We start from the raw sequence: 13501 nt of genomic DNA, 5'->3' as shown, positions 1-13501 counted from the left end.
TCGAATGTATGTTCGATAATTGAGGAGGTGATGTGTCATGGGTTGGAGCAACGGTCCACCGACCTGGGCGGAGCTGGAGCGGGTGCTGTCCGGGCGTCCCGGCCGGACCAACCCGGAGGCGATGTACCCCGGCGACGGCGGCGACAGTCCGGCGTGGTCGCGCAAGCGCGGCGCGTATCGGGCCGAGCCGGTCGAACCCGCCGAAGGGCCGGTGGTGCCGTATGCGGAGTTGCACGCGCATTCGGCCTACAGCTTCCTGGACGGGGCGAGCCAGCCGGAGGAACTGGTGGAGGAGGCGGTCCGGCTCGGGTTGTCGGCGATCGCGCTCACCGACCACGACGGCTTCTACGGAACCGTGCGCTTCGCGGAGGCGGCCAAGGAATGGGGGATGCCCACGGTCTTCGGCGCGGAGCTGTCACTCGGTGCGCAGCCCGCGCAGCGGCAGGCGGCGGCACAGGCCGCGGTCGCGGATTCGGCGCCGCGCACCGGCTCGCCGGACCCCGCCGGTCCGCATCTGCTCGTACTCGCCAGGGGGCAAGAGGGGTATCGGCGACTATCGCGTGAGATCGCGGCCGCCCACATGGCCGCGGGGGAGAAGGGCATTCTCCGCTACGACCTCGATGCGCTCACCGCCGCGGCGGACGGGCACTGGCACATCCTGACCGGCTGCCGCAAAGGCCATGTCCGCCAAGCCCTCGAACGTGACCTCGGCGCGGGCGACACCCGCCTCGCCGAGGCGGAAGCGGCCCTGCGCGAGCTGATGGCCCGGTTCGGCGCCGACCGGGTGAGCGTGGAGCTCACCCACCACGGCATTCCGGAGGACGACGAGCGCAACGCGCATCTCGTCGCGCTGGCCGACCGGCTCGGCCTACCCGTGCTGGCGACCACCGGAGCGCATTTCGCCGGACCCGGCCAGCGTCGCCGCGCCATGGCGCTCGCGGCGATCAGGTCGCGCCGGAGCCTGGACGAGATCGCGGGCTGGCTGGCCCCCACCGGCGGTGCGCACCTGCGTTCCGGTGCGGAGATGGCGCAGCTGTTCGCCGCCTGTCCGCAGGCGGTGGCGAACGCGGTGGCGCTCGCCCGCGAATGCGCCTTCGATCTGAAGTTGATCGCACCGAAGCTGCCGCCGTTCGACGTGCCCGCCGGACACGACGAGAAGTCGTGGCTGCGTGAGCTGACACTCGCGGGCGCTGCCGACAGGTATGGTCCACAAGCGGGAAATCCCCAGGCGTACCAGCAGATCGAGCACGAGCTCGCCGTGATCGACAAGCTGGAGTTCCCCGGTTACTTCCTGGTGGTGCACGATATCGTCACCTTCTGCAAGGACAACGACATCCTGTGCCAGGGTCGTGGCTCGGCGGCCAACTCGGCGGTCTGCTACGCGATCGGCATCACCAATGTCGACCCCGTCGCCAACAATCTGCTGTTCGAACGGTTCCTTTCGCCGGAGCGCGACGGCCCGCCCGATATCGATGTCGACATCGAATCCGATCGCCGTGAAGAGGCGATCCAGCACGTCTACACCAAATACGGTCGCGGCTATGCCGCTCAGGTGGCCAATGTGATCACCTACCGCGGTAAGTCCGCGGTGCGTGATGCCGCACGCGCATTGGGGTTTTCGCCGGGTCAGCAAGATGCGTGGAGCAAACAGGTGAGCCGCTGGACCGGCGTAGGCGGCGAGACCGGCACCGACATTCCCGCGGAGGTGCTCGAGTTGGCCACCGAAATCGAGGGTCTGCCGAGGCATCTCGGCATCCACTCCGGCGGCATGGTGATCTGTGATCGGCCCATCGCCGATGTCTGCCCGGTGGAGTGGGCGCGGATGCCCGGCCGCAGCGTGCTGCAGTGGGACAAGGACGATTGCGCCGCGGTCAATCTGGTGAAGTTCGACCTGCTCGGCCTCGGCATGCTCTCCGCGCTGCACTACATGATCGATATGGTGCGCGAGCACAAGGAGGAGACGGTCGAGCTGCACAAGCTGGACCTGAAGGAGGCCGCCGTGTACGAAATGCTGTCGCGCGCCGACTCGGTGGGCGTCTTCCAGGTGGAGTCACGTGCTCAGATGGCCACGCTGCCCCGGTTGAAACCGCGGAAATTCTACGACCTGGTCGTGGAGGTGGCGCTGATTCGACCGGGTCCGATCCAAGGCGGCTCGGTGCACCCCTACATCCGCCGTCGCAACGGGCTCGAAGAGGTGACCTACGACCATGAGGCCCTGCGGAATTCGCTCGCGCGCACCCTCGGCGTGCCGCTTTTCCAGGAGCAGCTCATGCAGATGGCCGTCGATGTCGCCGGTTTCACCGCCGCCGAGGCCGACCAGCTGCGCCGCGCCATGGGTTCCAAACGCTCGCCGGAGCGCATGGAACGACTCAAGGATCGCCTGTACGAGGGTATGCGCGAGCTGCACGGCATCACCGGCGAGATCGCCGACCGTATCTACGAAAAGCTCTATGCCTTCGCGAATTTCGGCTTTCCGGAAAGTCATTCGCAGAGCTTCGCCTCGATCGTGTTCTATTCGTCGTGGTTCAAACTGCACCATCCCGCGGCCTTCTGCGCCGGTTTGCTGCGCGCCCAGCCGATGGGCTTCTACTCTCCGCAGTCGCTGGTCGCTGATGCTCGCAGGCACGGGGTGCTCGTGCACGGCCCGGACATCAATGCCAGCCGCGCCGAACCGACTCTCGAGCAGCGCGGCACCCAGGTGCGCCTCGGCCTCGCGACAATCCGCCACATCGGCGCGGACCTCGCCGAACGCATCGTCGCGGCCCGCGGGTCGGTGCCGTACACCTCCTTCATCGACCTCACCGGCCGTGTGGAACTCACTGTCGCCCAAGCGGAGTCACTCGCTACCGCGGGCGCGCTCGGCAGCCTCGGCAGCACCCGCCGCGCGGCGCTCTGGGCGGCGGGCGCCGCCGCGGGCGAACGTCCTGACCGCCTGCCCGGCACCGGAGCCGCCACCACCGCCCCCGCCCTGCCCGGCATGAGCGAGCTCGAACTCGCCGCCGCCGACGTCTGGGCCACCGGCGTCTCCCCTGGCAGCTACCCCACCGAATTCCTGCGCCCCCGACTCGACGCCCTCGGTGTCATCCCCGCCTCTGGCCTGCTTGCCGTCCCCGACGGCTCCCGAGTCCTGGTCGGCGGCGCCGTCACACACCGGCAGCGTCCCGCCACCGCCGCGGGCGTCACCTTCCTCAACGTGGAAGACGAAACCGGCATGGTGAACGTCGTCTGCTCGGTGGGCCTGTGGACCCGCTACCGCCGCCTGGCCCAGAGCGCCCCCGCTCTGCTCATTCGCGGCCGTGTCCAGAACGCCGAAGGTGCGGTCAGCGTGGTCGCCGAGCACCTGCAGCGCCTGGACCTGCGTATCGAGGCGAAATCCCGTGACTTCCGTTGATGTTCAGAACATTCCGTTCTGGTTGACCGATTCCGCCGGGATCGGCTGGATGACATCCCAATGTTCGACGAGCTTTCCGCCGTCGAGCCGGAAGATGTCCATGATCGCCAGGCCGCGCTGCCCTGGCTCGCGCACTCCATGCACTTGAGCGGAGACGTAATCACCCTCCGCGACAAGGCGTTTCACCTCGACGCGCAGTGCTGGGAACGTTTCCTTCAGGTGGGTGAGCCGGGTGAGCAGTCCTTCGAGTCCGTCGGCGATTTCCGGGTTGTGCTGGACGTACCGATCGCCGATCAGTGCGGCGGCGGCCTCGAAATCCTTTGTGTTGAAGGCGGCTTCGTAGAAAGCGAGCACGGTTCGCTTGTTCGACTCCACCGTCGGGTCGACGTGCGGGGTACCGGTCATGGGGTGATCCTCACTCGTGTGAACAGCTGTAGCGCTACAACTGTAGCGCTACGTGTGTCTGGGTACAATCCGAGAATGAAGTCCGATTCGACGACCCAGCGCGGTCGCAACCCGCGCGGTCAAGGCGGCCGACTACGAGAGGACATCGTCGCCGCCGCGATAGGACTGCTCGACACACTCGGCGACGACCAGGCGTTGTCGATGCGCGCGGTCGCACGCGAAATCGGCAGTGCCGCAACGTCGGTCTATCTGCACTTCGCCGACCGCGACGCGCTGGTGCTCGCCGCGCTGGAGCAGTACCACGGTGACCTGGTGCGGGCCATCGATGACGCGGAAGCCGCCGCCGACGATCCCGTCGGCAAACTGCGCGCGCGCACCCACGTACTCGGCGCATGGGCCGCCCGGCATCCGGGCCTCTACAAGGTTCTGCACGAAAGCACCCTCAACCAGCGCACGGCGATGCCCTTCACGCAGGAACTGACCGATCGCACCATCGCCGCGATCCAACGATGCATGGATGCCGGTCTGGTGCCCGACGACGACGCGGCGTCGGTCACGCTCGATCTGCGTGCGGCAGTCCACGGTGCGGTATCGATGCGACTCAACCAGCCGGACAAACCGTGGCCGCCGCTCACCGATCAGATCGAAAGATTCCTCGTCAGACTGGTCGGCGTCGCACCGGCGGGATAACCCGGGTGACGAGCTCGGTGACCGAACTCACTGCAGCGGCTAGTCTTCGGTCATGCGCAAGCTTGCTGTCGTGATGACCGGCCTGCTGGGTTTGACGTTGCTCGCCGGGTGCGGTGACGACAACGGCGGCTCCGCCTCGGAGGGGTCGACCATGGCCACCGCCGCCGCTCCCGCACCCGCGATCGCACCGCCAGGGCTGCGCGAACAAGGCCCGGCGACGAAACAGGACAACCGTGGGCAAGGCGGTGAGTCGATCACGCTGCGTAAGGAGGTCGTCACCGGCAGCGTGTCCCTCACCGCGAGCGACCCGATCAGCGCCGCGGGTAAGGTCGCCGATCAGGTGCGGCTGCTCGACGGCCGGATCGATAGCCGCACCGAACAACCGGGCAGCGATGACGTCGATCCGAGCGCCACGCTCACCGTGCGAGTGCCCTCGGACAAGACGGACAAGTTCATCGACGGCCTCGGCGGCCTCGGCCGCGTCACCCAGGTGAGCACCAACCGCGACGACGTCACCATGCACTGGGAAGACCTCGACGCGCGGATCAAGGCGCTCCAGGCCTCGGTCGACCGGCTGCGCGCACTCATCGCGGGCGCAACAAGCACCGCGGATCTCATTGCCGCGGAAAGCGCCTTGTCCAGCCGCCAAGGCGAACTCGACAGCCTCACCGCGCAGAAGCGTCACCTCGACGACCAGGTCGCGCTGTCCACGTTGACCATCGACATCACCACCTCGGACAAGAAGTCCGATGACAATGGGCCGACCAATTTCTGGGATGGCATCGTCTCGGGTTGGCACTCGCTGATGGACTGGCTGAAGGACGCGGTCGTCTTCAGCGGCAAGGCAATTCCGTGGCTCGGCTTCCTCGTGGTGGTCGGCGCGGTGGTCTGGGGCATTGTGCGCATCGTGCGGCGGCCCGGCCGGAAACCCGGTGCCACGGCTGCGGCCGAATCGGCCACGCCGAAGGAATCGGCGGCCGCCGCGGAATCAGTGCCCGAACCGACCGCTACGAGCGCCTCGAAGAGCTCCGATACCAGCGGCGAGACAGGAGCGGCAGGTGTCGACAGTGGTAAGGGCGACGATAAAACCGAACAGCCGTAAAGGCCCGCTCATCGAGACGCTCGACGACGGCACTCTGCAGCTGTACGTTCGCCCCCCCGCCGTCGAGGGCAAGGCGAACAAGGCCGCCATCGAACTCCTCGCCGAGCACTACGGCGTCCCCAAATCCGCTGTCCGCCTGGCTGCCGGTGCGACCTCGCGCTTCAAACGCTTCGAAGTCGACCTCTGAAACTCGTGTGCTCCAGCCTGAGGGCGATGCGTTTATACCCCGCCGGAAAAACCGAGTTGCCGCCAAGCTTCGTACACGGTGACCGCGGCTGCGTTGGACAGGTTCATCGACCGCCGCCCCGGCAGCATGGGGATCCGCAGCTGCGCGGTGATGTGCGAGTCGGCAAGCACCTCCGCGGGCAGTCCGGTCGGCTCGGTGCCGAACAACAGCACATCCCCGTCTCGATAGGCCACCTCGGTGTAGTGCGTCTGGGCCTGCGTAGTGAACGCGAACACCCGCTCGGGCCGCAGCGCCCGCCACGCCGCCGCCAAATTCTCGTGCACGGTCACCGAAGCCAGATCGTGGTAATCCAACCCGGCCCGCCGCAGCTTCGACTCCGAAAGATCGAACCCCAGTGGTTCGACCAAATGCAGCTCACACCCGGTCCCGGCGACCAGCCGGATCGCATTGCCGGTATTCCCCGGGATGGCAGGCTCGTGAAACATCAATCGGAACACCAGGCCAGTCAATCAGGTGCTGTGGGAGCCACCTCGTTTACCTACCGTCGGTGATCGCGGGATCGGCCTTGGTTCGGCGGAAATTTTACTCGGCAGGCCGCTCCGGCAGGGCGCATGCCATGCCGTCCGCCATTCCGGTCGGACGCACGCCGAGCCCCTGGTTGAGGCGGGCCCGTTCGTTCTCCCAGGCGACGGTGGTGGCCAACTCGGCGACCTGTGTTCTTGTCAGCTGTGCCAGCAATGCGGTGCGCAGGTCGTCGAGCTCGATGGCCGGGGTCGCGGTCATGGCTTCGGCGAAGGAGATGACGAGTCTTTCCAGATCGCTGTAGGCGTCGCTGGTTCGGTAGCGCGGTAGGTCGGTGAGTTGCTGCTCGGTGAGGCCGCTCGACCGGGCCACCGCGGAGCCGATGTCGAGGCAGAACTCGCAGTTGACGAGGCCGGCGGTTTTCAGTTCGGCAAGGTCCTTGAGCTTCGGATCCAGTCGATTGCTGAACAGCATGGCCATCTCGTACCCGATCGTGCTCACCAGGACCTGCGGTCGCCGGATGAGCCAGCCGAGTAGATCGGACCGGTTTCGCTTCGCCTGTCGAAACGCGAGCAGGGAGTGTCGAATCCGTGTCAATGACTTCATTGCCCATACCTCCTTGCGTCGGATAACTCACCGTACCTCGAAACTACGCTCTGTAGTAGAGACTTTCCATGCTCCGAAAGCAGTTGCTGTGGTCGGCGTCGCGGCCTCGTTCACGCCGGACGGCTCATCGAGTCGAAGGCGTCGCCGTCGTCGAATGGCTCGGGGTGGGATGACCGCTGTCTGTGACCGGCCGCCTGGTGTCTGCAAGAATCGGTGCCGTGACCGACGTGGACGCCTCTGCCGCCGGACGGCAGTCCGGTAGGAACCGGGGTGCGCAGTTCCTGCGCTCTCACCTGCCGATGGTCATCGTGGCGGTGGTCATCGTGCTCGCGGTGATTTTTGTCGCCTCGGATCGCTGGCGTCGTGGGGCGCTGTTCTTCGGTGGCGCGACGCTGCTGGCCGCCACCTTCCGGCTGTGCCTGCCGACGGCTCGGGTCGGCCTGCTCGCGGTGCGCAGCAAGCCCTTCGATGTCGCGACCTTGAGCATCCTGGGCACCCTGATCGTCTTCATCGCCGCGACGATCAACACCCTCGGCGTCGGCTGAGAGGCAGTGCCGGCGTCGGATCCGTGACTGTGGGCGACGGAGCGAAATTTCGGTGGGCACAAGGTTGTTGGGTTGTCCCCGCCGATGTGGTCGGCGAGGACGGCGCCCGCATCGGCTAGTTCACCGGTCGGCGGGGTAGCGCTCGGCGAACACGGTGTGCTCGCGCGGGCGGCGACCGGGGTGCGGTGGGTTGGCGTCGCTGTAGCCGACGGCCACCATGACCGTGATAGCGAGGTCGGGACGGTCGTCGATGCCGATGGCCTTCTTGACCAGGTCCGGGTCCCAGCCGTTCATCGGCGCCGAGGCCAGGCCGAGGCTGGTGGCGGCGAGCATGACGTAGGTTGCCGCGATCATCGCGTTCTTCACCGCGTTCTCACGGAGCAGCCCGCGCTGGTGCAGTGAGTGGAATTCGGCGCGCGAATCGAACATCGCGGTGAACTCCGCGTCCCATGCGCCGTTGCGGCCCGCCAGTTCGGCGATATCGGTATTGCTCGCCGCCCAGGCCGCGGTCTCGGCGACGAAGACCAGCACCACCGGCGCCTCAAGCGGTTGCGGCTGACCGAAGGCGGCGGTCGAGAGGTCGCGGCGGCCGGACTCGCTGGTCACCACCACGATCGAACGGTCCTGCATATTCCACGCGGTGGGCGCCTCGACCGCCAGATCCAGCAGCTCCTCGAGCAGCTGACTCGGCACCGGGTCCGGGCGGTAGTGGCGCGTGGTGCGGCGGGTGCGAATGGCGTCGGGGACCGAAAGTATCTGTGTTGTCATGATTCTTACTATCGGAGAGTTACTCTCTAATGGGAAGACGGCACTTGAAAGTGCGTTACACTCGAAAACGTGCGTACGATCCATGAGGCCAGTGGGCTGCCTGCCGATGTCTATTCGGCGAAGTGCCCTACCCGGCAGCTACTCGACCAGGTCGCGGGTAAGTGGACGGTGTTGATCGTGGATGCCCTCGCCGACGGGACGATGCGCTACACCGACCTGCACCGCCGCATCGATGGCGTCTCGCAGAAGATGCTCACGCAGACTCTGCGTCAGCTCGAAACGGACGGATTCGTCACGCGCACAGTGCATCCCACCATTCCGCCGCGTGTCGACTACGACCTCACGGAGCTCGGCCACAGCCTGCGCACTCCGATCGCGGCGCTCCGCGAGTGGATCGAGACCAATATCAACAGGGTCGAGGAGGCCAGGCGTCTCGCGGCAGGCTGAGGCCGCCGCTGCGGATGTCGCGACCTGAGCCACGCCTGGTGTCTCCGGTAGTAAACTGAATCCTTCGGCTCGCAATGGTTTTCATGAGCTATAGCTCGGATTCCGGGCGAGTCCGAGGCCGTCGGGGAATCAGACGGTCCGGTCCGATGCAGCGACTCCAGTGCAGGGGAAACGGCATGAGTGATACCGATGGCGGGAGCGGCGGGGCGCATTCGCTGTGGACCGTGGTGGCCTTCGACGACAACGGCAGCGAGGGCGCGCCGCTCGTCGGGACCGCCATGGCGGGCGATCTGGATATGGCGGCGGGGCTGGTCTGCGCATATCTACCTGCCCTGAAACAGGATTCGAAGGGCTACTACCTGGTCGCCACTCGCAGCAGGATGGGCGCGGGCCGGTTGACCGGCTGCCCCGGGCCGCCTGCGTGGATCAGCAAGCCGTTTCGCAATGGCGCGGAATGGGCGACAGGACCGTGGAGCGCGCTGGAGAATGACCGCGCGCCCGAGGGGTAGTGCCCTAGCCTGCTTCGGCCACGACCGCGCGTCCGCTGCGCGCGCCGTAGCGGCTGCGCGCCTGCGCCGGTGTGATCGTCGCGAGCTCGGTGGGCGGTTCTCCCTTCAGGTGCTGTTCCAGGATCTGACCAGCCATCGGAGCGATGAACGGCGCGGAGACGATGAGGCCGTAGGAATTGAACGCGGACGCGCCCCACACAATGATCCTGGCGGCGGGCCGGACCAGCAGATCCACGATGCCCGGTCGATCGAACCTACCGAGCTGGCGCATCCACTTCGGCAGCGTGGCGACCGAAGCCAGCGACAGCAGCCTGCTGCCCGCGAAATAGCTGATGCCCGCACCGTTGCGCGGTGAGGTCCACAGCAGATGGTGCATGCCCGCCTCGGCGCGTTCGGAGGTGCACAGCCGCGGGCGGACCCTGGCGAAGTACGCGCGCACCTCCTCGCGGGAGCGGGGCACGTCTTCCCGCTTGCAGGTCTGCAGTTCCGCCGCGATCGCGCATTCGTGCCAGTAGCGGGTCTCCTCCTCGGGAGACAGCGGGCCGGGTCCGAACATTTCGTAGGCCTTGAGTACCGAGTGCCAGCCGGTGATGTGGATCCACAGCTGAGTCTCCGGGCTGTTGGCGCTGTAGCGGGTCCCGCTGATCGGTTCGATGCCGCTCATCGGGGCGTGCACCTGCATCAGGTGCTCGGCGGCCTGGATGGCCGTGCGGCCGTCGGCGACGGCGGCGATGAGGAAGTACGAGAAGGTGTGGTCGAGGCGCTGGCGCGGGTCGGTGTAGATGCCGCGGGAGTCGGCGACGGCCGCGGTCAGGAACGGGTCGAAGTGTTCGAGGACCACCGCGCGCTGGAAGCCGATCACGGCGGTCGGTGCGGTCCAGATCTTCCAGCTCGGCGAGCCGGGGCCGAAGAACCCGTAGTCATCGCGGCGAAGTGTGGTCGGATCGAAAGCCATCAGCTGCTCCTTTGCGTGCTCGTCCGCTCCGTGGCGGCGAATACAACGCAACCGTAGCAATTGGCCTCAGTCAATACAACGGTCCCGTAGCATTTATTGCGGATTCTATTTCCGGTGCCGGCGGGTGACACTATGGACCGGTGGAGGTGAAACGGCAGTGACTCGATCGCACACTGCGGCCGACCGTCCGCGCAGGCGATACGCACCGCGCCTGCCTCCGGAGCAGCGTCGCGCCCAGCTGCTCGACGCGGCCTTCGCCGTATTGGGCCGGATGGAACTGCACGAGCTGAGCATGGAGGCGGTCGCGCACGCGGCCGGTGTCGGAAAACCGGTGCTCTACACCGTGTTCAAGACCCGCGCCGAGCTGGTGACGGCGCTACTGGAGCGGGAAAACGAGCGCGGCCTCGAACAGGTCGCCGCGACCTTGCCGACCGATCTGATGGGCGCCGATCCGGTTGTCGCGGCCTCGGCGACGGTCGAGGCGTTCGTCGGTGTGGCGCTGGAGAATCCGACACGCTGGCGGTTGATTCTCACCGCGCCGGGCAACGCTCCCGGCGAATACCGTGACGCACTGCAGAATTCGCGTGCGGGCATCTTCGATCAGGCCGAGGCGCTGGTCCGCATGGGCACCGCGCTCGAACCACGGTGGGCGGGTGTGGATTCCGCACTGCTCACCAACTCGCTGCTGACCATCGCCGAAATGCTCGGCCGGTTGGCGGTCAGCGAGCCCGACGCCTATCCCCGAGAGCGGCTGCAGGCCTACGTGCGTTCCATCGTCGGTCTGCTCGCCGGCGCACCTGTCGCCGAATAGGCTCGGGGGCAAAGTATTTCGTACGTCACCGACGGTTGGCGGGTGTCAGTCGACCGGCCTGCGGTGCACTCGGGCCAGCCGCATCGTCTCGGTCAGCAGCTTCGACACCGCGGCCGCCTCGGTGAGGAACCCGTCGTGGCCGTCGCGCGAATGCACGATCTCCAGACCATCGCAGCCGGGCAGCCCATCGGCCAGTTCCTGTTGGGTGCGCAGCGGATAGAGCCGATCGGAATCGACGCCGCCGACCACGCACGGCACCGGCGTCGCGGCGAGCGCGGCCGCGACCCCACCGCGCCCACGTCCGATGTCGTGCCGGTTCATCGCCTCGGTGAGCAAGACGTAGGTGGCCGGATCGAAACGGCTACAGAGCTTGTCGGCCTGATGGTCCAGATAGCTCTGCACCGCATAGCGGCCGCCGCGCCACGGATCCTCATCGCCCTGCGCGTTGTTCTCGAAGCGGTGATCCAGCTCGGACTCGGTCCGATAGGTCAGGTGCGCGATGCGCCGTGCGATGCCCATGCCGGTCGTCGGGACGCGATCGGTGTCGTGATAATCGCCGCCCTGCCAGTCGGGGTCGGCCTTGATCGCGGCGATCTGCGTTGTCTGCGTGCCGATCTGGTCGGCGGTGGCGCGCGCGCCGACGGCGAGCACCAGTGCGGCGCCGACCCGATTCGGGGCGCCGACCATCCACTCCAGCACCCGCATGCCGCCCATCGACCCGCCGACGACCGCGGCCAGCGTTTCGATGCCGAGCAGATCCATCAGTGCCACTTCCGCGCTCACCTGATCGCGGATCGAAATCTCCGGAAACCGTGCGCCCCAAGGCTTTCCGTCCGGAGCCAGCGAGGTGGGCCCGGTGCTTCCCATGCAGCCGCCGAGCACGTTCGTCGCGATGACACACCACTCGTCGGTGTCGATCGGCGCGCCGGGACCGACCATGCCGTCCCACCATCCCGGTAGCGGATGGATGTCGTCCGGGCGTCCGATCACATGTGAGTCGCCGGTCAGCGCGTGCTCGACCAGCACCACGTTGTCCAGCGTGGGGGAGAGCTCACCCCAGCGCTGCACGGCGAGGTGTACGTCCTGGACCACAGCGCCGTTCTCCAGCCGCACGTCCCCGATGGCGACCATGCCGAGCCGCCCGTCCGGCGGTGGCAGGGCCACCGCCGAGGCGGGTCGCACGACACTCGGTTCGGCGCCCACGGTCACGTCGCCGCCGCCGCGAAACCGGCTCGCAGATCGGCGAGGATGTCGTCGATTCCCTCGATGCCCACCGCCAGCCGAACCAGCCCCGGCGTGACGCCGGAGGCCAACTGCTCCTCGGGTGTCAGCTGCGAGTGCGTGGTCGACGCGGGATGGATTACGAGAGAACGCACATCACCGATGTTAGCGACATGGCTGTGCAGGGCTAATGCGTCCACGAACTTCTTGCCCGCATCGACACCACCGCTGAGCTCGAACGCGACAATCGCGCCCGGCCCCTTCGGCGCGAGCTGCTTAGCGCGCTCGTGCCACGGCGAGGACGGCAGGCCCGCGTAGTACACCGTTTCGACGGCGGGCAGGCCGGTCAGGAACTCGGCCACCGCCTGAGCATTGGCGACGTGACGCTCCAGGCGCAGGCTCAGCGTCTCGACGCCCTGGCTGATCAGGAAGGCGTTGAACGGCGACACCGCGGCACCCAGGTCGCGCAGCAGCTGCACGCGCGCCTTCAGCGCGTACGCGGGTGCGCCGAGGTCGGCGAACACCGCACCGTGGTAGCTCGGGTCCGGTGTGGTGAAACCGGGGAACCGCGGCTCGCCCTGCTCGTCGACCACGGTCCAGTCGAACGTGCCGCCGTCGACGATCACGCCCGCGACCGCAGTGCCATGGCCGCCCAGGTACTTGGTCGCCGAGTGCACGACGATGTCGGCGCCGTGCGCGAGCGGCTGGATCAGGTACGGGGTGGCGACCGTGTTGTCCACGATCAGCGGCAGTCCGTTGGCGTGCGCGATCGCGGAGATCCCCGGGATGTCGAAGATGGCGCTGCTCGGGTTGGCGATGGTCTCGCCGTAGAACGCCTTGGTGTTCGGCCGGATGGCCGCACGCCACTGCTCCAGGTCGTCGGGGTCCTCCACGAAGGAGACCTCGATGCCGAGCTTGGGCAGCGAGTAATGGAAGAGGTTGTAGGTGCCGCCGTAGAGGTGCGGACTGGACACGATGTGATCGCCCGCCGAGGCCAGGTTGAGGATCGCGTAGGTCTCCGCGGCCTGTCCCGAGGCCAGCAACAGCGCGGCGACGCCACCCTCCAGGGCGGCGATGCGCTGCTCGACCACGTCCTGGGTCGGGTTCATGATCCTGGTGTAGATGTTGCCCGGCTCGGCGAGGCCGAACAACGCGGCCGCGTGATCGGTGTCACGGAAGGCGTAGGAGGTGGTCTGGTAGATCGGGAGGGCGCGGGCGCCGGTGGTCTCGTCCGGGGCCTGCCCCGCGTGGACCTGCTTGGTCTCGAAGGACCACTGCGTCGGATCGGATGCGATCGGATCGATATCGGCCGCGGACGCGATGGGGTCACTCATGTCTTGCT

General features: G+C 67.2%; 15 protein-coding genes. 8 read left to right on the top strand and 7 right to left on the bottom strand.

Annotation, left to right across the window (positions count from 1 at the left end):
- Positions 1-37: 37 nt before the first annotated feature.
- Positions 38-3391 carry an error-prone DNA polymerase gene (locus tag ACFU4Z_RS01125; RefSeq protein WP_379058552.1) on the top strand — a complete coding sequence of 1118 codons (3354 nt, stop codon included), beginning with the start codon at positions 38-40 and terminating at the stop codon, positions 3389-3391.
- A 3-nt stretch (positions 3392-3394) separates the two neighbouring features.
- Here ACFU4Z_RS01125 and ACFU4Z_RS01120 read toward each other — a convergent pair whose 3' ends face one another.
- On the bottom strand, positions 3395-3796 hold the full coding sequence (locus ACFU4Z_RS01120; protein WP_379058549.1) for an ester cyclase: 402 nt from the start codon (positions 3794-3796) through the stop codon (positions 3395-3397).
- Positions 3797-3871: 75 nt separating this feature from the next.
- Here ACFU4Z_RS01120 and ACFU4Z_RS01115 point away from each other — a divergent pair, with 75 nt between their 5' ends.
- The 3 genes from ACFU4Z_RS01115 to ACFU4Z_RS01105 are packed head-to-tail and all read left to right on the top strand — an operon-like array spanning position 3872 to position 5775.
- Positions 3872-4486 carry a TetR/AcrR family transcriptional regulator gene (locus ACFU4Z_RS01115; protein ID WP_379058546.1) on the top strand — a complete coding sequence of 205 codons (615 nt, stop codon included), beginning with the start codon at positions 3872-3874 and terminating at the stop codon, positions 4484-4486.
- Between the two features lie 52 nt (positions 4487-4538).
- Positions 4539-5588, top strand: a complete 1050-nt coding sequence (locus ACFU4Z_RS01110; RefSeq protein WP_379058543.1) for a DUF4349 domain-containing protein — start codon at positions 4539-4541, stop codon at positions 5586-5588.
- Complete coding sequence (locus ACFU4Z_RS01105; protein ID WP_379058541.1) at positions 5545-5775, top strand: DUF167 domain-containing protein; 231 nt, start codon at positions 5545-5547, stop codon at positions 5773-5775. The genes ACFU4Z_RS01110 and ACFU4Z_RS01105 overlap by 44 nt, the downstream gene beginning before the upstream one ends.
- A gap of 32 nt (positions 5776-5807) precedes the next feature.
- On the opposite strand, the gene ACFU4Z_RS01100 is transcribed toward ACFU4Z_RS01105, so the two are convergent.
- Positions 5808-6272: a tRNA (cytidine(34)-2'-O)-methyltransferase gene (locus ACFU4Z_RS01100; RefSeq protein WP_379058539.1), complete on the bottom strand. Its 465-nt coding sequence runs from the start codon at positions 6270-6272 to the stop codon at positions 5808-5810.
- Between the two features lie 85 nt (positions 6273-6357).
- A complete protein-coding gene (locus ACFU4Z_RS01095; protein WP_379058537.1) occupies positions 6358-6903 on the bottom strand; it encodes a carboxymuconolactone decarboxylase family protein in 546 nt (181 codons plus the stop codon).
- A 299-nt stretch (positions 6904-7202) separates the two neighbouring features.
- Here ACFU4Z_RS01095 and ACFU4Z_RS01090 point away from each other — a divergent pair, with 299 nt between their 5' ends.
- Positions 7203-7448: a DUF3017 domain-containing protein gene (locus ACFU4Z_RS01090; protein ID WP_379059285.1), complete on the top strand. Its 246-nt coding sequence runs from the start codon at positions 7203-7205 to the stop codon at positions 7446-7448.
- A gap of 120 nt (positions 7449-7568) precedes the next feature.
- On the opposite strand, the gene ACFU4Z_RS01085 is transcribed toward ACFU4Z_RS01090, so the two are convergent.
- On the bottom strand, positions 7569-8216 hold the full coding sequence (locus ACFU4Z_RS01085; RefSeq protein ID WP_379058534.1) for a nitroreductase family protein: 648 nt from the start codon (positions 8214-8216) through the stop codon (positions 7569-7571).
- 69 nt (positions 8217-8285) lie between these two features.
- Here ACFU4Z_RS01085 and ACFU4Z_RS01080 point away from each other — a divergent pair, with 69 nt between their 5' ends.
- Both ACFU4Z_RS01080 and ACFU4Z_RS01075 read left to right on the top strand, forming a co-directional pair.
- On the top strand, positions 8286-8663 hold the full coding sequence (locus ACFU4Z_RS01080) for a winged helix-turn-helix transcriptional regulator (RefSeq protein WP_379058532.1): 378 nt from the start codon (positions 8286-8288) through the stop codon (positions 8661-8663).
- A gap of 176 nt (positions 8664-8839) precedes the next feature.
- Positions 8840-9172: a hypothetical protein gene (locus tag ACFU4Z_RS01075; RefSeq protein ID WP_379058529.1), complete on the top strand. Its 333-nt coding sequence runs from the start codon at positions 8840-8842 to the stop codon at positions 9170-9172.
- Between the two features lie 4 nt (positions 9173-9176).
- On the opposite strand, the gene ACFU4Z_RS01070 is transcribed toward ACFU4Z_RS01075, so the two are convergent.
- A complete protein-coding gene (locus tag ACFU4Z_RS01070; protein WP_379058525.1) occupies positions 9177-10127 on the bottom strand; it encodes an oxygenase MpaB family protein in 951 nt (316 codons plus the stop codon).
- 157 nt (positions 10128-10284) lie between these two features.
- On the opposite strand from ACFU4Z_RS01070, the gene ACFU4Z_RS01065 reads away from it, so the two are divergent.
- Positions 10285-10938: a TetR/AcrR family transcriptional regulator gene (locus ACFU4Z_RS01065; protein WP_379058522.1), complete on the top strand. Its 654-nt coding sequence runs from the start codon at positions 10285-10287 to the stop codon at positions 10936-10938.
- Positions 10939-10983: 45 nt separating this feature from the next.
- Here the strand turns inward: ACFU4Z_RS01065 and ACFU4Z_RS01060 are convergent, their stop codons facing one another.
- Both ACFU4Z_RS01060 and ACFU4Z_RS01055 read right to left on the bottom strand, forming a co-directional pair.
- Positions 10984-12069, bottom strand: coding sequence for a homoserine O-acetyltransferase (locus ACFU4Z_RS01060; RefSeq protein WP_379059283.1), 1086 nt, complete (start codon positions 12067-12069; stop codon positions 10984-10986).
- Between the two features lie 74 nt (positions 12070-12143).
- The gene (locus tag ACFU4Z_RS01055; RefSeq protein ID WP_379058520.1) at positions 12144-13493 is read right to left on the bottom strand and encodes a bifunctional o-acetylhomoserine/o-acetylserine sulfhydrylase; all 1350 of its coding nucleotides are present in this window, start codon (positions 13491-13493) and stop codon (positions 12144-12146) included.
- Positions 13494-13501 lie beyond the last annotated feature (8 nt).

Source organism: Nocardia sp. NPDC057440 (assembly GCF_042802915.1).
Taxonomy (GTDB): Bacteria; Actinomycetota; Actinomycetes; order Mycobacteriales; family Mycobacteriaceae; genus Nocardia.
The sequence above is the reverse complement of the archived record's forward strand: the minus strand, read 5'-3'. Positions and strand labels throughout refer to the sequence as shown.